Annotated in this window: 22 protein-coding genes; 17 read left to right on the forward strand and 5 right to left on the reverse strand. The window is 36.3% G+C overall.

What is annotated here, in order from left to right:
* Positions 1–759: signal recognition particle-docking protein FtsY (gene ftsY, locus M0Q17_RS06685; protein ID WP_295084933.1), on the reverse strand; the 759-nt coding region annotated here is incomplete at its 3' end.
* Positions 760–761: 2 nt separating this feature from the next.
* On the reverse strand, positions 762–1,325 hold the full coding sequence (locus M0Q17_RS06690; RefSeq protein ID WP_295084937.1) for a TlpA family protein disulfide reductase: 564 nt from the start codon (positions 1,323–1,325) through the stop codon (positions 762–764).
* 63 nt (positions 1,326–1,388) lie between these two features.
* On the opposite strand from M0Q17_RS06690, the gene M0Q17_RS06695 reads away from it, so the two are divergent.
* The 4 genes from M0Q17_RS06695 to M0Q17_RS06710 are packed head-to-tail and all read left to right on the forward strand — an operon-like array spanning position 1,389 to position 5,124.
* Positions 1,389–1,970: a 5-formyltetrahydrofolate cyclo-ligase gene (locus M0Q17_RS06695; RefSeq protein WP_295084940.1), complete on the forward strand. Its 582-nt coding sequence runs from the start codon at positions 1,389–1,391 to the stop codon at positions 1,968–1,970.
* A 1-nt stretch (position 1,971) separates the two neighbouring features.
* Entirely contained in the window at positions 1,972–3,540 is a 1,569-nt protein-coding gene (gene rny, locus M0Q17_RS06700) for a ribonuclease Y (protein WP_295084943.1), read from the forward strand.
* Positions 3,530–3,988: a hypothetical protein gene (locus M0Q17_RS06705; RefSeq protein WP_295084946.1), complete on the forward strand. Its 459-nt coding sequence runs from the start codon at positions 3,530–3,532 to the stop codon at positions 3,986–3,988. The genes rny and M0Q17_RS06705 overlap by 11 nt, the downstream gene beginning before the upstream one ends.
* 5 nt (positions 3,989–3,993) lie before the next feature.
* Positions 3,994–5,124, forward strand: a complete 1,131-nt coding sequence (locus M0Q17_RS06710; RefSeq protein ID WP_295084949.1) for a DcaP family trimeric outer membrane transporter — start codon at positions 3,994–3,996, stop codon at positions 5,122–5,124.
* On the opposite strand, the gene M0Q17_RS06715 is transcribed toward M0Q17_RS06710, so the two are convergent.
* Positions 5,121–6,014, reverse strand: a complete 894-nt coding sequence (locus tag M0Q17_RS06715) for a cation diffusion facilitator family transporter (protein ID WP_295084952.1) — start codon at positions 6,012–6,014, stop codon at positions 5,121–5,123. The genes M0Q17_RS06710 and M0Q17_RS06715 overlap by 4 nt on opposite strands.
* 63 nt (positions 6,015–6,077) lie before the next feature.
* Here M0Q17_RS06715 and cmoB point away from each other — a divergent pair, with 63 nt between their 5' ends.
* Complete coding sequence (gene cmoB / locus M0Q17_RS06720) at positions 6,078–6,974, forward strand: tRNA 5-methoxyuridine(34)/uridine 5-oxyacetic acid(34) synthase CmoB (protein ID WP_295084955.1); 897 nt, start codon at positions 6,078–6,080, stop codon at positions 6,972–6,974.
* Positions 6,971–7,468 carry a hotdog domain-containing protein gene (locus M0Q17_RS06725; RefSeq protein ID WP_295084957.1) on the forward strand — a complete coding sequence of 166 codons (498 nt, stop codon included), beginning with the start codon at positions 6,971–6,973 and terminating at the stop codon, positions 7,466–7,468. The genes cmoB and M0Q17_RS06725 overlap by 4 nt, the downstream gene beginning before the upstream one ends.
* A gap of 9 nt (positions 7,469–7,477) precedes the next feature.
* On the opposite strand, the gene M0Q17_RS06730 is transcribed toward M0Q17_RS06725, so the two are convergent.
* Entirely contained in the window at positions 7,478–8,071 is a 594-nt protein-coding gene (locus tag M0Q17_RS06730; RefSeq protein WP_295084960.1) for an MBL fold metallo-hydrolase, read from the reverse strand.
* An 86-nt stretch (positions 8,072–8,157) separates the two neighbouring features.
* On the opposite strand from M0Q17_RS06730, the gene M0Q17_RS06735 reads away from it, so the two are divergent.
* From M0Q17_RS06735 to argB, 4 genes are read left to right on the forward strand one after another with little or no spacing between them, the layout of a single operon-like run.
* Entirely contained in the window at positions 8,158–8,964 is an 807-nt protein-coding gene (locus M0Q17_RS06735) for an NAD+ synthase (protein WP_295084963.1), read from the forward strand.
* A 10-nt stretch (positions 8,965–8,974) separates the two neighbouring features.
* Positions 8,975–10,096 (forward strand): DegT/DnrJ/EryC1/StrS family aminotransferase, encoded by a 1,122-nt coding sequence (locus M0Q17_RS06740; protein WP_295084966.1) that lies wholly within the window; start codon positions 8,975–8,977, stop codon positions 10,094–10,096.
* A gap of 11 nt (positions 10,097–10,107) precedes the next feature.
* Positions 10,108–11,031, forward strand: coding sequence for a tetraacyldisaccharide 4'-kinase (locus M0Q17_RS06745; RefSeq protein ID WP_295084969.1), 924 nt, complete (start codon positions 10,108–10,110; stop codon positions 11,029–11,031).
* Positions 11,015–11,866, forward strand: a complete 852-nt coding sequence (gene argB / locus M0Q17_RS06750; protein WP_295084972.1) for an acetylglutamate kinase — start codon at positions 11,015–11,017, stop codon at positions 11,864–11,866. Before M0Q17_RS06745 ends, argB begins: the two co-directional genes overlap by 17 nt.
* Positions 11,867–11,871: 5 nt before the next feature.
* On the opposite strand, the gene M0Q17_RS06755 is transcribed toward argB, so the two are convergent.
* A complete protein-coding gene (locus M0Q17_RS06755; RefSeq protein WP_295084975.1) occupies positions 11,872–13,014 on the reverse strand; it encodes an FAD-dependent oxidoreductase in 1,143 nt (380 codons plus the stop codon).
* 99 nt (positions 13,015–13,113) lie between these two features.
* Here M0Q17_RS06755 and M0Q17_RS06760 point away from each other — a divergent pair, with 99 nt between their 5' ends.
* From M0Q17_RS06760 to M0Q17_RS06790, 7 genes are read left to right on the forward strand one after another with little or no spacing between them, the layout of a single operon-like run.
* Positions 13,114–13,416: a DUF2018 family protein gene (locus M0Q17_RS06760; RefSeq protein ID WP_295084978.1), complete on the forward strand. Its 303-nt coding sequence runs from the start codon at positions 13,114–13,116 to the stop codon at positions 13,414–13,416.
* A complete protein-coding gene (locus M0Q17_RS06765) occupies positions 13,417–13,842 on the forward strand; it encodes a hypothetical protein (RefSeq protein WP_295084981.1) in 426 nt (141 codons plus the stop codon). It begins immediately after the preceding gene.
* On the forward strand, positions 13,842–14,729 hold the full coding sequence (locus M0Q17_RS06770) for a polyprenyl synthetase family protein (protein ID WP_295084984.1): 888 nt from the start codon (positions 13,842–13,844) through the stop codon (positions 14,727–14,729). The genes M0Q17_RS06765 and M0Q17_RS06770 overlap by 1 nt, the downstream gene beginning before the upstream one ends.
* On the forward strand, positions 14,729–16,027 hold the full coding sequence (hemA, locus tag M0Q17_RS06775) for a glutamyl-tRNA reductase (RefSeq protein ID WP_295084987.1): 1,299 nt from the start codon (positions 14,729–14,731) through the stop codon (positions 16,025–16,027). The genes M0Q17_RS06770 and hemA overlap by 1 nt, the downstream gene beginning before the upstream one ends.
* Positions 16,028–17,335, forward strand: coding sequence for a proline--tRNA ligase (gene proS, locus M0Q17_RS06780; RefSeq protein WP_295084991.1), 1,308 nt, complete (start codon positions 16,028–16,030; stop codon positions 17,333–17,335).
* Positions 17,332–17,760 carry an FxsA family protein gene (locus tag M0Q17_RS06785; protein ID WP_295084995.1) on the forward strand — a complete coding sequence of 143 codons (429 nt, stop codon included), beginning with the start codon at positions 17,332–17,334 and terminating at the stop codon, positions 17,758–17,760. The genes proS and M0Q17_RS06785 overlap by 4 nt, the downstream gene beginning before the upstream one ends.
* Positions 17,723–18,544 carry a thioredoxin domain-containing protein gene (locus M0Q17_RS06790; protein WP_295084998.1) on the forward strand — a complete coding sequence of 274 codons (822 nt, stop codon included), beginning with the start codon at positions 17,723–17,725 and terminating at the stop codon, positions 18,542–18,544. The genes M0Q17_RS06785 and M0Q17_RS06790 overlap by 38 nt, the downstream gene beginning before the upstream one ends.
* Positions 18,545–18,614 lie beyond the last annotated feature (70 nt).

Consider the following 18,614-nt stretch of genomic DNA (forward strand, 5'->3'; position numbering starts at 1 on the left):
ATAAGCGATGCTAAAAATACTCCCGCCTTTTGCAGTTCCATCAAGTTTTGTTATGATAATTCCATCAACTCCTATCATCTCGTTAAATGCTTTAGCTTGAGCAATTGCAGAGTTTCCTTGTGTGCCGTCTATAATAAGAATAGTTCTGTGAGGCGCGCCGCTATGCGCTTTATCACAGATTCTTGCTATTTTTTTGAGCTCATTTGAAAGGTTCACTTGTGTGTGAAGTCGTCCCGCGGTGTCTATGATGACATTATCAAATCCTTTTGATTTTGCAGAGTCTATGGTGTCGTAAGCAACTGCAGAGCTGTCATGTCCTTGTTTTGAGGCGATGATGGGAATATCTAGTTTTTTTGCCCAAAGTGTAAGTTGTTCTATGGCAGCCGCTCTAAAAGTATCTGCTGCCCCGAGGATAACCTTTTTGCCTTCATTTTTATATCTTGCTGCAAGTTTCGAGATAGTTGTTGTTTTTCCGGCACCATTTACCCCGACTATAAGCTCAACAAAAGGGGGAGTAAAAGAGGGCTCTTTGTATGTCGTATAGGCAAGAGTTGCGAGCAGTTTTGATCGCAGAATATCACGGGTAACGCTGCTTTGGTATATCTCATTTAATATTATCTCTACAAGCTCATATTCGACATCAGCTTCGAGTAAGATATCTTCAATCTCATCTTTTGAAAATGATATTTTCTTCTTTGGAACTACTGATTTTAAAGCTTCAGCAGTCTTAGATAGAGATTTTTTTATAAATCCAAGCATATTTAGTTGCCTAAAGCATTTCTGATGTCGCTATCTATAAATTCCTCTTGAGTAGCACCTACATAATGGTTGATTAAAGCTCCATTTTTATACATGGCCATTGTTGGGATAGGATATCTTTCTCCAAGTTCTAACTCTTTTACAATTTCGTCGCTTAGGCGGCGATTTTGATTAGAATTGACTAAGATATAGGTTGCATTATATGTTTGAGCAAACTCTTGAAGTTTTGAGTTTTGAATCTTATCTTCAATAGTAATTCCTATAATGATTAAATCATCTTTGTATTTTTCTTGAAGTGAACTAAGATGCGTTGCAGTTGCACGGCATGGAGGGCACCATGTGGCAAATATATCAAAAATAACTACCTTATCTTTTGCTCCTTCAAGCACAAAGCCTTTACCCTCTTTTTTGACAACATACTGTTTTTGGTCAATCCCTGTTAAAACATACTCTTTTGCAGAAACCATGTTGTTTACATCACTTTTCTTCTCTTCACTGTTGTTAGAACAGCCTTGAAACAGCACTGCTGAAACTATTGATAACGATAAAATATATTTTTTAAACATTTGCCTACCTTATTTTCTTTTTTTTGAGTAAAATTAGCGAAATTATAGCCATAAAGATTTTATATGTCTCTTACAAAAGCAATTTTTAGACGAAATTGTCTAGAAAAAATCAAAAATGCCCCTAAGCATAATCAGCTTTATAAAAACGCAAAGATAGAAGTGAAACTGTTTAAAGAGCTTAAAAAAATTAAAAAATTAAAAAAATTAAAAATACTTTTTTATATCTCTCTTCCCTTTGAGCCAAACAGTGCAAAATTGATTCAAAAACTAAGAAAAAAATGTGATGTTTTTGTTCCATTTATGCAAAGCGAAAGTTTTAAGATGGTACCATTTAGATTACCGCTGAAGAAGAAAAAGTTTGGTATTTATGAAGCGGGAAAAAGTTTAAGAGATATAAAGAGAATAGATATAGCCATAGTACCGATAGTTGGTGTTGATGGAAATTTACAGAGAATTGGTTTTGGAAAAGGGATGTATGATCGTTTCTTTGCAAAGTTAAAAAAACGACCGTACACAATTTTTATACAATCAGAATTTTGTTACACAAAAGAGTTACTTTGTGATGAGTATGACATCACGTGCGATTTAGTCATTACACCAAATATTAATGTGCAAAATAAAAATATGGCTATAAAGAGGAAGTAAAATGCTAAATGAGATACTAATTGGAGGCTCTATGGCCACCATTAGTGGGCTTGTTGGATTTTTCATCTCTAAAAAAATTACGAATGCTAATTTTGATATATATGTCGAAAAAGCTAAAGCTCAAGCAAGTGCAATCGAAAATGAGGCGCAACTGCTTTTGTATAAAGCCAATATAAAATCTCAAGAGATTGAGCTTGAAGCTACTAAGCTTTATGAGGGTGCTAAAGATAAAGCCAAAGCAGATCTCTCTCAACGAGAAGACGATATCGCAAAAAAAGAGCAAAATTTTAAACGTTACAAGCAAAATGAAGAGAGAAGATTTCAGGATGAAGTGGCTGTTTTAAAATCTAGGCAAATTGATTTAAAAAGAAATGAAAAATCTCTAAACTCACTAAAAAAAAGATATGAAGAGAAAATTGACGAGGCGCTCAATGCAATAGAACATTGTGCGGGTATGACAAAAGATGAAGCTAGGGCTGTTTTGCTTGAAAAAGTTGAGGAGAAGTCTCGCGCTGAGATAGCTCATGTAGTCAGGCGTTATGAAAATGAAGCAAAAACCGAGGCTAAAAAAAGAGCAAATTATATTTTGGCTCAGGCAACAAGTAGGTATGCAGGCGAATTTGCTGCAGAGAAATTAACCAACCTTATTTACCTCCATGATGATGAACTCAAAGGGCGGATAATAGGAAAAGAAGGGAGAAATATTAAAACCCTTGAGACTCTTTTGGGTGTTGATATTATTATTGATGACACGCCAAATGCGATTCTCATCAGCAGTTTTAATCTTTACAGACGAGCAATTGCAAAAAAAACAATAGAGCTACTCATAGAAGATGGGCGTATTCAACCGGCTCGTATTGAAGAGATTTATACTAAAGTATGTGATGAGTTTGAGTCTGAAATGTTGAGCGAAGGGGAAGAGATATTAACTGATTTGGATATTGGAATCATGCATCCGGAGTTAGTTAAGCTTATTGGAAAACTTCGTTATCGTGCTAGTTATGGACAAAATGCACTTGCTCATACCCTTGAAGTTGCTCATTTGGCGGGAATTATGACGGCTGAGATGGGCGGAAATGTAAGGCTTGCAAAAAGAGCAGGACTTTTACATGATATAGGTAAAGCTTTAACCCATGAGCATGAAGGTAGCCATGTCGATTTGGGCGCTGATATTTGTAATCGTTACAATGAAGATAGTGTAGTGATAAATGCAATCTATGCACATCATGGACAAGAAGAGATTAGCTCTATTGAGTGCGGTGCGGTTTGTGCTGCTGATGCACTCTCTGCCGCAAGACCGGGTGCTAGACGAGAAGTGCTTGAGAGTTTCTTAAAAAGGGTTACGCAGATAGAGGAGATAGCATCAGAGCATACAGGAGTCAGACAAGCTTATGCAATCAACGCAGGGCGGGAAGTCAGGGTAATAGTAAATGCTTCTTTAGTCAATGACGATGAATCTATTTTGATGGCAAAAGAGATAGCTAAGGAGATAGAAGAGAAGGTTCAGTACCCCGGTGAGATAAAAGTAAATGTCATTCGAGAGAGTAGGGCAGTAGAGTTTGCAAAATAAGCGTTTTAGACATCTAATGTTAATTATTTTGATTTTTGTATCAAGCGGGTGTGTTAGTAAAGAGCATGACAATAAAAAAGCTCTAAAACATATGATACAAAGTGAAAAACTCCGTTTGCTGATGCGTGAGCTTGACATGGTGGTTTATGAGCGTCAAAAAAGTGAATTAGACAGAGATAAAATGCGCAAAAGATATATGCTGAGTCTTGGGGATACTTTAAAACATCTCTCGGCAGAAATAGAGAATATGTCTGAGAGTGATTTAGGACTCAAGCTGACACAAGAGGATATACAAGAGTATAAAAGGTATGCAAAAAACCTTAGTCTAGATGCAGATGAGATATATGATTTGGCTCATAAATATGAGTTTGAACTATTAAATAAAAAGTTAGAAGATGTAAAAGTGTCATGCAATGCTTGCCATAAACAGTTTCGTAAAGAGCTTTAGTACGTATGAAAATTTTGCGTTTTTTAGTCTTTCTTTTTTTTGTAAAATCACTTTTTGCAAGCGGCAATGAGATAGAGCTTAAATCATTAGACATGGTTGTAGAAATTGGAGGAAGAGCCCATCTTAGTATGCTGCACACTTCTGATCAATCCTCTTTTTTTGCCGGAAAAATTGCTCTTGATAGAGATAAAAAGAGTGATGATTTTTCTCTTAATGCGCGTGAAAGCAGACTTTGGCTAAAGACAAAAACACCTACAGAATATGGCATGTTGCGCACTCTTGTGGAGATAGATTTTTTAGGCACCAAAGGAGGCAGCACAAGCAAAAATGATTACTATCCCCGCCTAAGACATGCTTTTATAGAGGTAGGAGGTTTTGGATTTGGTCAAACAAATTCAGCTTTTAACTCTATCGTAGCTTTGGATACTATCTCTTATCCTATGGATGATACTCTAGTTCGTCAATCTCTAATCCGCTATACCTATGATACGAAATTATTTGCATATGATATTTCGATAGAGGAGCCTAAGATTACTCTTTTAGATCAAAACAGCTCTAAAAGCATCACAAAAGATAACCTGCCTTATGATTTGGTTTTACGTGCAAGATATTATCCTTTGTGGGGAGAACTTGGCATCTCATTTTTAGCACGAAAAATCTTGCAAGATTCGGTAGTAGATAATACAAAAGATTCTAAATATGGCTATGGAGTTAATCTCTCTGGGCGTATTAAAACTTTTGCTTTGGATGATATTCGCTTCAATGCTCACTATGGAGAGGGAAGTGGACGTTATATAGCATATGGTGCGTTTAGCGAGGGAACTATTTCTTCAAGCGGAGAAATCACTCTTACTCCTGTATATGGAGGACATTTGGGTTATCGTCACTTCTGGAGTGAAAAACTCCGCTCTACAATTGCTTTTTCATATATCGGCGCTGATAATAATCTTGATGTTTTACAAACAGGGCTTCATAAGGTAACAAAAGAGAGTCATGCTATGCAGATAAATCTGCTTTGGCTTCCTATTAAGAACTTGCTAACAGGAGTAGAGTATGCTTGGGCACAGAGAGAAGTTCTAAGCAGCGAAAGTGGTAAAGCAAATTTTTTAAATTTTATTTTACGGTACGATTTTTAATAACTATCTTCTATGGCATTTATCTCTGAATCGTCATATGGATCCATGTGGATAAGTACATTTACGTGCTTACCCTCGAAAAGTGTATGAAGTTTTGCTTCTAGTTTATCCGAGATTAGATGTGCATCATAGAGTGAAATGCTTACATTAAAAACAATGTGCACAGAGATGAAGATGTGCGAACCTGATTCTCTTGTTTTGAGGTCATGATAGCCGTTAATATTATTTTGGGCTTCTAAGACAGCTTCTATTTTTGCTACATCCTCCGCTATTAGCGCAGCATCTAGCAGCATCAGCAGTCCCTCTTTGATAATAGGAATAGCCGAGTAAATCATATATAAAGCAATGCCCATCCCTAAAATAGGATCTATTAAATACTCCCCAGTAAAGGAGATAAGTGCGAGAGCGAGTAAAATTGCTCCGTTTGAATAAAGATCTGTTTTGTAGTGAAGTGCATCTGCTTTGATTACCATATTATTTGTTTTTTTAGCGACATAGTTTAAAAAAATAACTAAAAGTGCAGTTATAACAATGGAGGCAATCATAACGGCAATGCTTGTTCCCATATACTCCATGGGTTTATAGTTTACAATTTTTGCAATTGCTTCATAAAATATAAAAAGTGCAGAAAAAGAGATAATTATCCCCTCTATTACGGCTGCTAAAGGCTCCATCTTGTTGCGTCCAAAATGAAACTTCTCATCTGAGTCTTTTTCGGCAGTATTTAGGGCAAAATAGTTAAAAAGAGATACGGTTAAATCAAGAAGCGAATCAATAGCTGAAGCTAAAACAGCAATAGAGCCGCTAAAAATCCCAACACTCATTTTAATCAGTACAAGCACGGCTGCTACACTCGAAGAGACAACTGTTGCTTTTTTTTCTAATCTCATCAAATTCCTTATAGCTATCTTTTGATACAATTATAATTAAATTATTTTAAGATAAAGTATGAAATGAATATTGATTTAATAAGAAAAGATAGACAATCTTGGATGAAGTGGAAAAATATTGCTCCAATGCGCGAGGCGCTTGAGAGCCTTGAAGATGGCTCTTGGAGTGTTACTCTCGGGGATGAGGTAGAAATAGTCGGTAACTACACAAGTCTTTTGGAGTTAGAGAACATAGCACGAAGCATGATGCCTTGGAGAAAAGGACCTTTTAAACTTTTTGACATATATATAGATTCAGAGTGGAGAAGTAACATAAAATACAATCTGCTGAGAAAACATTTTAATTTAAAAGATAAAAGAGTTGCCGATATAGGGTGCAACAATGGATATTATCTTTTTAGGATGCAAGAGGATAAGCCGAAGTCGCTTGTGGGCTTTGACCCTTCGCCGCTTTATAAAACTCAATTTGATTTTATAAACCATTTTGTTAAAAGCGACATTGTGTATGAGCTTTTAGGCGTAGAGCATTTAGAGTTTTATGAAGAGAAGTTTGATACTATTTTTTGTCTGGGAGTTCTCTACCACAGGAGTGATCCAGTAGCCATGTTAAAATCTCTTTATAAGGGTCTTGAAAAAAAAGGCGAAGTAATTTTGGATACTTTTTATATTGAAGGGGAGGGAGAGATCTGCCTTTGTCCGGAGTCATCATACTCTAAGATACCAAATATATATTTTGTTCCAACGATAAAGGCTCTAAAGAACTGGTGTAAAAGAGCAGGCTTTGATAGTTTTGAGGTTTTAGAGAGTTCTAAAACAGATAGTAGTGAGCAGAGAAAGACTAAGTGGATAGAGGGTGAGTCTCTGGAGAATTTTCTGGATAAAAATGATGCAAGCAAGACGGTTGAGGGTTATCCTGCTCCTGCTAGAGTGTATGTAAAATTAATTAAGGATGTTAAATGAATGAGAGAGAAGAGAGAGATTTTCAAGAAGATGCAGAACTTGAGGTAGAGGATTATAGAGCCAAAGATGATGTGATGTTAAAAACCCATGAGGAAATTAATCGTGATTTGTGTGGTGAAATAGAGAAGTTAGATATTGGATATGTAAAATTAAAACTTGTTACAACGCATGATATGATTGCCGATTCTAAGGGGTTGATTCACAGTGGATTTATTTTTGGTGCGGCTGATTATGCAGCAATGGCTGCCGTAAATGAGGGAAATGTTGTTTTAGTGGCAAGCAATTGCCAATTCTTATCTCCCGTAAAATTTGGCGATATTGTAAGTTTTGTAGCTAAAGTTCGTCATAAAGAGGGTAGAAAAAGAAACGTAAATGTCATAGGGAATGTTTTAGATATAAAAGTTTTTGAAGGCGAATTTAAAACGGTTGTAACCGATAGGCACGTTTTAAAGTTAAAATTGATAGAAGAGGAGGATGAGAATAGCCACGAATAGCAAATCTATTTAAAGATTGGCTATCCAGTAGTCGCTATATTGTTGCTCCTGCTTGATGGTTGTCGTGCCCCCGTGCCCCGGGTATATAGTTTTATCGTAAGGAATTTTTTTAAACTCTTCTAGGGACTCTCTCATCTGATTAGGGGATGAATAAGGAAAATCTGTTCGCCCAATAGAGCGTTCAAATATAAAGTCACCGCTAAACATAGCATCTCCTATCTCTATAGTCGAACATCCTGGTGTATGTCCAGGAAAGTGGCGAAACTTTACTTTTACACCCTCAAAATCAAACTCCTGATTCGGCTCTACCTCCACCTCTGGTTTTGAGGGCGGCAAGTCAGGGCTAAAGGAGCTGCCCAAGAGTAGCATTGTGTCCTCTTTTGGAGTGTAGAGAGGAATACTTAGTTTTTTTTGCAGCACAGCATTACTCCAGACATGATCGAAATGTCCATGTGTATTTAAAATGGCAACAGGGTTTGTGACATTTTGCAAAACCCATTCCGAGGCACCGATACCAGGATCTATAATAAAATCTTTACCTTGAGTGGTTACTATATAGCAATTTGTCTGATACTCTCCCATCGGTTTTACTTTTATTTTCATCTTATACTCTTTTTTTATGAAAGTATAACATTGGTAACTAAAAAATTGATATAATAATTTTTGTTAAAGCTTATCAAAGGTTAGTGATGAAAAAGTATGAACTTATATCTGAATATTTGCAGTATTTCTTAGCTGAGGAAGTTCGAAAAACAGGTTTTACGAGGGTTGTATTAGGACTTAGCGGCGGTATAGACTCAGCCGTTGTTGCCGTGCTTGCACAAAGAGTATTTAAAGATAATCTTCTATGTGTGAAAATGCCCTCTCACTACTCTTCGCAGAGCTCTTTAGCTGATGCTGATGAGTTTTGCGGTGATTTTAAACTAAACTCGATAACGGTTTCAATTGAGCCAATGCTTAAAGCTTATGAAGCGGTAAACACCGATATGGATAATCTAAGGCGTGGAAATCTCTCCGCAAGACTTAGAATGAGCGCTATTTTTGATATCTCTGCTAAGCAAAAAGCTTTGGTTTTGGGAACTAGCAATAAGAGCGAGTTGATGCTAGGCTATGGAACTCTTTATGGAGATTTGGCTTGTGCGCTAAATCCTATAGGAGATTTGTATAAGAGTGAAATTTATGAATTGGCTGAGTATTTGGGTATAACTAAAAGCATTATACAAAAAGCACCATCGGCAGATTTGTGGGCTGGGCAGAGTGATGAAGCAGATTTAGGCTACAGCTATGCCGAGCTTGATGAAGCGCTAAAATATTATGTTGAAGATAGACTAAGCAAGGAAGAGATAGTTCAAAAAGGGTGCAATAAAGAGATGGTAGATATGATTGTAGAGCGCATTTTACGTAATGAGTTTAAGAGAAAAATGCCCCCTATTGCTAAGCTAGCTTCTAGAGAAATAAACCATGATTTTAATTGTTCAAGAGATATAACATTATAGGGAGTAGAAAATGAAAGTTGCATTTTGCAGATATGAAAGTAGTAGAGAAGCACACTCAAATGTTAGTGATGTTTTAGATGGTGAAAATATAGATCAAGTCCAAGAGCTTGAGAGGGAGTTTGCTTCATATATAGGAGTGAAGTATGCTTTGGCAACATCACATGGGACATCGGCTCTTCATTTGGCTATGCTCGCCCTGGACTTAAAAAGAGGTGATAAGATAATATGTTCTATAAACGCACATCCAAATGTTCCTGAAGTTGTACGCCATTTTGATGCGGAACCGATTTTTATTGATATTGACCCCGAGAGCTATAATATTAATCTTGACAAACTAGAGGCTTACTTAGAAGAGAACAAAGCCAAAAAATTAAAAGCTGTTATAGTCACACATGTGGCTGGGCAGTGTGTTGACCTAGAGAGACTCTACGCCATGGCAAAATTGTATGATGTAAAGATTGTAGAAGATGCATGTGAAGCCCTAGGAGCAACCTATAAGGGTAAGAAAATCGGCTCAACGGGAGCTGATATTACCTGCTTTAACTTCTCCTCTCATCTAAAAAGAGATATCTGTAACGGCGGTATACTTGTTTCAAATTCACAGGAGATTAAAGAAAGAGCAGAACTTTTAAGATTTCATGCGATGAAAAAAGGTAAAGACTCTCTAGAGTACATCTATGATGTAGTAGATATAGGATTTGACTATACTATGAGCCAGTTAAGTGCCGCATATATTAGAGCGCAGATAAAAGAGCAGGATAAGAATCTTCAAAGAGTTCAAGAGATAGCCCAGACGTACAGCAGGGCTCTTAAGGGAGTAGAACATGTAAGTATTCCTAACCCGAAAAGCGGGGAGCATCCATACTCTTTATATATTATCAAAGTAGATAAAAACAGAGACTCCTTTGCACTAGAGCTAAAAAAACAGGGCGTTGAGGTCGGGCTTCACTATATTCCGCTTCACTTTTTAACATACTATAAAAATAAATATTCTCTAAAAGTAAATAATTTTCCGGTTGCACTAACTACCTATCAGCAGGTTATGTCGCTTCCTATTTACGCTAGCATGGAAGATAAAGAGGTGCAGTATGTTATTGACAAGGTCAAATCCGTAGCATCAACAAGAGTTTAAAAAGCAAAAAATTGAAAAAAAAGATAATCTTTTGGGTTGAGGAGTATTTCTACAACCCAAACCCCATTCAAAAACTTCTCTCTTTTGTACTTCTTCCTCTAAGTTATCTCTACTGTTTTGCTATGTTTTTACGTTTTAAAAGCAAAAAGAGAGAAGATTTAGGCATAGATGTTATCAGCGTTGGAAATCTTAGTGTCGGGGGAAGCGGCAAAACTCCTCTTGTAACGGCACTTGCATCAAACTATGAAGATGCCGCTATAGTTCTTCGCGGTTATGGAAGAAATAGCAGCGGTCTTGTGGTAGTAAGTAACGGCAGAGAAATTTTATGTGATGTGAGCGCAAGCGGCGATGAAGCCATGATTTACGCGCACAAAATTCCCAGAGCCGTTGTTATAGTGAGTGAAGATAGAAAAAAAGGGATAAATAGAGCTAAAGAGATGGGCGTTAAGATTGTGTTTTTGGATGATGCTTACTCAAAACATGATATAAAAAAGCTTGATATTCTTATAGATGTTGAGAGTAAAAACTCCTCATGTTTACCATCAGGCCCCTTTAGAGAGAGGCTTTGGAGTAGCAAAGAGGCTCTTGTTGTAAAAGAGGGGGTTGATTTTAAAAGAGTGGTTGAACTTAAAAATAAAAGTGATAAAATGTCGCTTATAACTGCCATAGCAAGACCGCAGCGGCTAGATGGTTATTTGCCTGAGGTTATTAGCAAAAACTATTTTGAAGATCATCACACATTTAGTAAAAGTGAAGTTGTTGATATTTTAAAAAGAGATAAAGCAGACTCGGCTTTGGTAACGTATAAAGATTTTGTAAAATTAGAGCAGTTTGACCTGAATCTTTCGCTGCTTGATATGTATGTACAAGTTGATAAAAATATTTTTAAAACAGTAGATAATTATAGGGGATGTAATAATGCAAAAAAAGATTGAAACAGTTCAGACGCTTCTTGAAGCTCTGCCGTTTATAAAAGAGTTTAATAAAGAGGTAGTAGTTATAAAATACGGCGGCTCAGCTCAAGAGTCTCCTCAATTAAAAGAGAAGTTTGCGCAAGATATTTTGCTTATGTATCTAGTTGGTATCAAGCCCGTAATTGTTCATGGCGGCGGCAGGCAGATTAATGAGATGCTAGATGCTTTGCATATAGAGACCAAGTTTATTGACGGTCAGCGCGTAACATCAAAAGAGGTTATGAGAATTGTGGAGATGGTTTTAAGCGGGGAGATAAACAAAGAGATAGTTTCGCTCTTAAACTCTCATGGGGCAAAAGCAATAGGAATCAGTGGAAAAGATGCAAGGTTTATAACGGCAAAAGCTAAAGATTTTGCAAAATGGGGACTTACCGGAAATATTACGGAAGTTAAAGCTGAAGTTATCTCAAATCTTATAGCGGAGAAATTTATTCCAGTAATTGCTCCCATTGCAGACGGCACAGAGATGGGACATCCCGGTTTTAACATAAATGCAGACTTGTGCGCCTCGTACGTAGCAAAAGCCATAGGTGCGAATAAGATTATATTCTTAACTGACACGGCAGGTGTTTTAAACAACGATAAGGAGCTCTTTAGCACGCTTACAAAAGAGGAAGTAGAAGCTCTAAAAGCTGATGGAACGATTCACGGCGGAATGGTGCCAAAAGTAGATGCTTGCCTTGAAGCCATAGAAGGCGGCGTGCAAAAAGCACATATAATCGACGGTAGAATAGAGCACTCTTTGCTGCTAGAACTCTTTACATCTGCGGGTGTCGGTACACAAATAGTTCTATAACTGGTTTAATTTTTTCTAGCCATTTTATAAAAGAGTTTTTGAGTTGATATCTCTTTTGGTATCTGCTCGTTATGTATAATATTTTGAGTCAGGATTTTTGCCAGATAGGGACCAAAGACAAAGCCTCTTGAACCTAGTGCATTTATGACATATAGGTTTGGATAGTATTCTAAATTTTCAGAAGGAATCTTTGTTCCGTTTTTAATGGATGAATACTTCTTAAGAGTTTGTTCATAATCAACAACTTTACCGACTAGGGGAAAGTAGCTCTTTATGGTTGCTCTAGCACCTTTGTATATTTTTACTACCTCTAAATCCTCAAGTTTTATAAGAGCATCAGCCTGCTTTAAAAGAGTCTCTATCTTCATCTCATCGTTGTTTACATAAAAAGTACACTTATCACATGTTGTAAGGCACTCCATTTTAGAGCTATCATGCCTCTCCTGCGTTGCTCCGATAGAGAGGGTGCCATCATGTTTATTTGTTGAGATGGAGATGGATTTATGGATATTAAAAGGAACTTTTGTTGTTGTTTTTACATCTACTCTAAGTCCAAAAATCGGGGATATTTGCATGTAGGGGATTTTTACTAAGGAGCTACTTACTCCTTGAGCTAAGATAATGTTTTTGGCCCTTATCCCCTCTAACGTGTAGATGCCATTTTCAAAATATAATTCAGCAGCATCAAGGTTGTAAAAATCACACCCTTTGGTTAACTCATGGCAGATTTGTATGGGTTCTATGACTGCTGCATTTTCATAGAAGTAACCCTCAATATCCATAAAGTTTTTTGAAATATTTAGGAGTTCTTCACTATTTATATGCTCACATTTCATGCTGTTTTGGGAGAGTTTGTCTTTATCAAAATTCTCATTTGCAACTCTAAGAACACCCTTCTTATCCACTGCTATTGGTAGCAGATTTTGATAAAAATTCAAGCTGTACTTAAGTGCTTCATTTACTAAAGAGTTGTAAGGATTTTCTTTACCTGGCAGGGGAGATAAAAAGGCTCCAGCAGCGCCGCTTGCTCCTCCTGCTATCCCCTCTCTATCAACAATTGCAACACTTTTATTCTCTTTGTGTAAAAAATAAGCCATATTGCATCCTGCACTTCCGGCTCCGATAATTAAAAAGTCATATATTTTCATCTTGACATTATAGAAAATAAAGACTTAATGCTTAATTTTCAAGGTTATATTGTTTTTGTGATGTTATAATCGCGCAAAAATATAACCTTAGGATAGAAAATGCATGGACTTTTTGAAGATGAAGATGATATCTTTATGGGCTCTCCTAAGAGCAAATTAATGGATGTTGTGTTTAATGCAAACAATGATGTTGTTAGATATGAGCTTGAACAATTCATAGACAGAGCTGCAGCTATGGAGATTATGATGAGCCAAAAGTGTGCTGAGATATTTGGTAATAACGGGGATGAGATGGAAAAAAATATTCGCTCATTTATACTTTCAAATAGAGAAAAAGTGGACGCATTTTCAAAAAATCTCTATATTGAAATGATGGGTGCAATACTTTCAAAGAGTGAATAGTTGAGAACCCTTTTGCGAGCATTTACTCTTTTGCTCTTTAGTTTTAGTTTCATATTTGCCAATAATTTTACAGAAGTGAGAGAAATTTCATTAAAAAAAGATGAGCAAAAGAAAATTCTTGTAAAATATGACAACAAAGATAAACTCTTTACATTTAGATGGACGCTCTATAAAAACGGAGGGTTGGTAGTTTTTAGAGCATACGACAAGATTGTTGCTCAAAATGTACTTTATTTAAGAGAGAAAAATCGAAGTTTCAAGTTTGAGTTAAAAACAAAAGGTGCAGATTCTTTCAAGGTGCCTTACATGTTAGTAAAATTTAAAGAGTTTAATCAAAAGACAAAAGAAGCAAAATTTGAGATATTTTTATCTGATGATAAAAAGCAGATAATGCTTGAAGATTTAAAACCGCCTAAAGAGGAATAATGCAAAGAGTTGAGAGTGAAATAGCAAGATTAATTCAAGAGATAGAGTATGATGAAGTAACACGCCTTTTTAAGATGCTCTCAGGCGGAAAAAGGCTTCGTGCAAAACTGATTTTAAAGATTGCCCCAACACATAAGAGAGCCCCTCTTTTAGCAGCGATTGTTGAGCTTATTCATGGAGCAAGCTTGCTTCATGATGATGTTATAGATGAAGCAACACTAAGACGTGGAGCGGCTTCTGTAAACGCTACAGAGGGTAGTAAAACTGCGGTAATGCTTGGAGATATCTTATACTCAAAGGCTTTTAGTGAGCTGGTGTTTTTTGAGAGGGATATCGCTAAGATAATATCATCAAGCGTTACGGCTCTAAGCAAAGGCGAGATGATGGATGTTAAAATGGCACACACTTTTAACACAGATGAGGAGAAATATCTTGAGATGTTACACCTTAAAACTGCTACACTTATCGAAGCTGCGGCGCATTCAGCCGCTATTTTGGCAGACAAAGACCCTCTCTCTTATGCACTTTATGGAAGAAACCTTGGCTTGTCATTTCAGATAATAGACGATATTTTGGATATAACAAGTGATGCAGCAACTCTTGGAAAACCGGCTATGAATGATTTTGTAGAGGGTAAATGCACGCTGCCTTATATTTATCTCTATAAAGTCTTAAATGAAGAAGATAAAGAAAAATTAATCACTCTGCACGCAAAAGATTTAAATGAACAAGAGAGTGCTTGGATACTAGAAAAGATGCAAGAATATAAAACGATTGAAAAATCCTTTGAGTTGGCACAGAAGTTATCAGATGAAGCCGTGAACAACGTAAAAAATGATGAACAACTCATAAATATTTTACAAACTATGATAAAAAGAAGTTATTGATGCACTATTTAAATATAAGTTTTTCACATAAAAATTCTACTATGGAGGTAAGAGAAAAGCTCTCTTACAAAGATGAATTTGCCAAAAAAGGGTGCCTTAGCAAGTTAAATACAGGCGAAACCATAAATGAATCAATTCTAATCTCTACATGTAACAGAATGGAAGTATTTTGTAGTTGTATCGATATAACAGCTGCTACAAAGCATATCTTTGAGATGCTAGCAGCAAGGTCTGGAATCTCCATAGACGAACTCGAAGGAAGAGCAGATATTTTTGATGATAGCAGCGCTATTCATCATCTATTTTCTGTTGCATCTTCACTTGACTCCATGGTTATCGGCGAGACGCAAATCGCCGGTCAACTAAAAGATGCTTTTAGATTCTCTTATGATAACGGTTTTAGCGGTCAAAAACTTGCGCGTGCCATGCATCACGCTTTTAAGTGCGCTGCAAAGGTTAGAAACGCTACGGATATCTCTTCAAAACCTGTTTCAATCGCCAGCGTTGCTGTTTCAAAGCTAAAATCTGTTCTTGATAGTGTAGAGGGCAAAAAAGCTTTGGTTATCGGAGTCGGGGAGATGTCGGAGATTACGGCTAAACATCTTCTCTCAAGCGGTGCGGATGTTTATATCATGAACAGAACAAAAGAGAGAGCCTCAAAACTAGCACAAGAGTGTGGTGCAAAATCTTTAGATATAAGTGAACTTCCAAAAGCGGTAAATGAGTTTGAGATTCTTTTTACCGCAACTTCTGCATCAGAACCCATTATAACCGATGAGATTATTAAGCCATGCGACTTTGATAGATATTGGTTTGACATGGCACTTCCTCGTGACATAAACTATCATAAAGGCGAACGCATAAATCTTTATGTGATTGATGATTTGAAAAATATCGTAGATGAAAACATAAGCTCGCGTGAGGATAGTGCAAGAAAGGCGCACAATATTATCGGGCGAAGCACGGTAGAGTTCTTTGAGTGGCTAAATACGCTTAACATAGAACCTATGATAAAAGAGATATATCAAAAAGCTTTTGAAGCTGCGAAATTAGAAACACAAAGAGTTCTAAAAAAAGGTTATATTCCAAAAGAGTATGAAGCACAAATAAACAAGATGAGCGAGCAGGTTTTAAAAAGATTTTTACATGAGATGACTTCAAAAATGCGCAATGTTTCAGAGGAATCAAAAGCAGATTTACTAACAAGTGCGCTACAGTTTTTGGTACAAAAAGACAATACAGACATGCCTGATGAATATAAATGCGAGCATGCATTAAACATTATAGAAGGAAAGTAATTGAGAAGAAGCAGAGCGTTTATTCCAACAATAAAAGAAGCACCCTCGGATGCAACATTGGCATCACATAAATTTTTAGTTAGAGGCGGTTTTATAAACACTCAAGGAGCCGGACTTTACAATTTTTTGCCTCTTGGCAAGATTGTTTTAGAAAAAATCAGAGCTATTGTAAAAGAGGAGTTGGACCAGGCAGGCTGCTTAGAAGTACAGCTTAGCTTTGTGACTCCTATTGGTTTATGGGAGAGAAGCGGTCGTTCAAATAGTATGGGAAAAGAGATGCTTCGCATAAAAGATAGACATGACAATGAGTTCGTGCTTAGTCCTACAAATGAAGAAGCTATGGTAGAGTTGGTAAAAAATAGAGTAACAAGTTATAAAGATTTGCCTCTGAATCTCTACCAGATCAATACTAAATTTCGTGATGAAGCAAGACCTAGATATGGGCTGTTGCGCGGGCGTGAATTTTTAATGAAAGACGGATACTCTTTTCACTCCTCACAAGAGGACATGATAAGAGAGTTTGAGTTGATGGAAGCTACTTACAAAAAGATTTTTACTAGACTCGGTCTTGATTTTAGAGTGGTTCAAGCAGATAGCGGAGCAATCGGAGGAGAGGGCAGCAAGGAGTTTCATGTTTTAGCAAACAGCGGCGAAGATACTCTTGTTATATGTGAAGCTTGTGATTATGGTGCAAATATCGAGACAATATTTGATGAAGAAGAGGTGCAAGCTTTAAATGAAAACTCTTATGAGGAGCTTCAACTAAAAAAGCTTGATAAAAGATGTTCCTGCGGCGGAAATTTAAGTTTCAAAAAAGGGATAGAAGTTGGGCATATCTTCCAATTAGGAACTAAATATTCCCAAGCGTTAGAAGCATATTTTAATGATGAAAACGGCAGAGCAAAACCTTTTGAGATGGCAACATTCGGTATAGGCGTTAGCAGACTCATAGCAGCCGTCATTGAGCAAAACCATGATGAAAATGGCTGTAAATGGACAAAAGAGACAGCCCCTTTTGCCGTGAATATCTTACTATCAAATGTAAAAGATAAAGCACAAGTTGCTTTAGGTGAAGAGCTTTATGAGAAACTCAAAGCTTTAAGGGTAGAAGTTATGCTAGATGATACAAAAGAGAGATTTGGTTTTAAGATGAAAGATGCGGAGCTTATCGGTTTTACATATACCGTTATCATCGGAAAGGAGCTTGAAAATGGTTTGGTTCAGATATATGATAGAAAAACAACCCAAAATAGCTCTGTGAGGGTAGATGAAATATACGCTAAATTAGTGGAATTACTAAAGTCATGATATATTTTTTAATCTATCTGTTTTTAGAGGTACTAATCTCAGTCAATATATCGTCTGCTATAGGCGGTTTAGCAACTTTTTTTGAGATACTCTTTAGTGCTTTTTTGGGGTTGGTTATACTTGCTAACTTTAGAACAACGCTTAGAGAAAATTTTATGGCAGTTTCATACAATTGCATTGATTTAAAACAGTTTCAAAGCTTAAATCTTTTTACGATTTTTGGTGCAATCTTGCTTATTGTTCCGGGATTTTTAACAGATATCATAGGAGCTTTATTACAATTTAGCGTCTTTACGACTATGCTTGTTAATCGTTATAATGTAAAATCAGACAAGTGTAAAATGGAAGAAGAATACAACAGTTTAAAAAAGGATGATGATGTCATTGATGTTGAAATTATTAGCGATAATAGCCGTAGTAAGTAGTTTTGCAAATGCAAACACAATAAATGAAAAAATAGAGACATTTATAGAGGGTAGTTTTGAGAATAATCCAAATATAAAATCTATTAATGCTAAGGTTTTGAGCAAAAATGAGATTTTAGAGTATAAAAATTGGAATGCTTATATGGTAGAGCTTGATGCTATTTTGAAAAAAGATGGACGACAGATAGTTCAAAAAATGATGTGGTTCTCGGATGGAGAAGTTGTAACAAAAGAACTTTTTGCTCTTAAAGAAGGCAAAGAGATGAATGAATTTGTCTCAATACCATTTAAAGATAAGTATTATAACAAAGCAAACTTGATTTATGGAAATGAAAATGCAAAACATAAAGTAGTAATTTTTTCTGATCCGCTCTGCCCATTTTGTAAAACTTTTGTTCCTGAAGCTATCGACTATATGAAAAAAGAACCAAATAAATATGCACTTTACTACTATCATTTTCCGCTAGAGTCTATTCATCCAGCTTCTGTGGAGTTGGCAAAAGCGGCTATTACGCTTGAGCTACAGGGAAGAAAAAACGTAGTTTTAGATCTCTACAAAGTCAAAGTAGATCCAAATGAAAAATCCAATGAAAAGATACTTTTGGAATTTAATAAGGTCATGAACTCAAATATAAAGCCGTTTGAACTCTTTTCAAAAGAGGTTATTGCGCATTTTAAAAATGATTTAGAGGTAGCGAGCATGTTGATGGTCAACGGTACACCGACAATATTTTTTGATGGAAAGTTAGATAAAACAAAGATGAAATATAAAGAGGCAAAATAGATGAAAAAATTAATAATAGCAACAAGAGGCTCAAAGCTCGCACTTTGGCAGTCAAATCATATAAAAGATA

The sequence above is a fragment of the Sulfurimonas sp. genome (assembly GCF_023229105.1).
Lineage (GTDB): Bacteria > Campylobacterota > Campylobacteria > Campylobacterales > Sulfurimonadaceae > Sulfurimonas.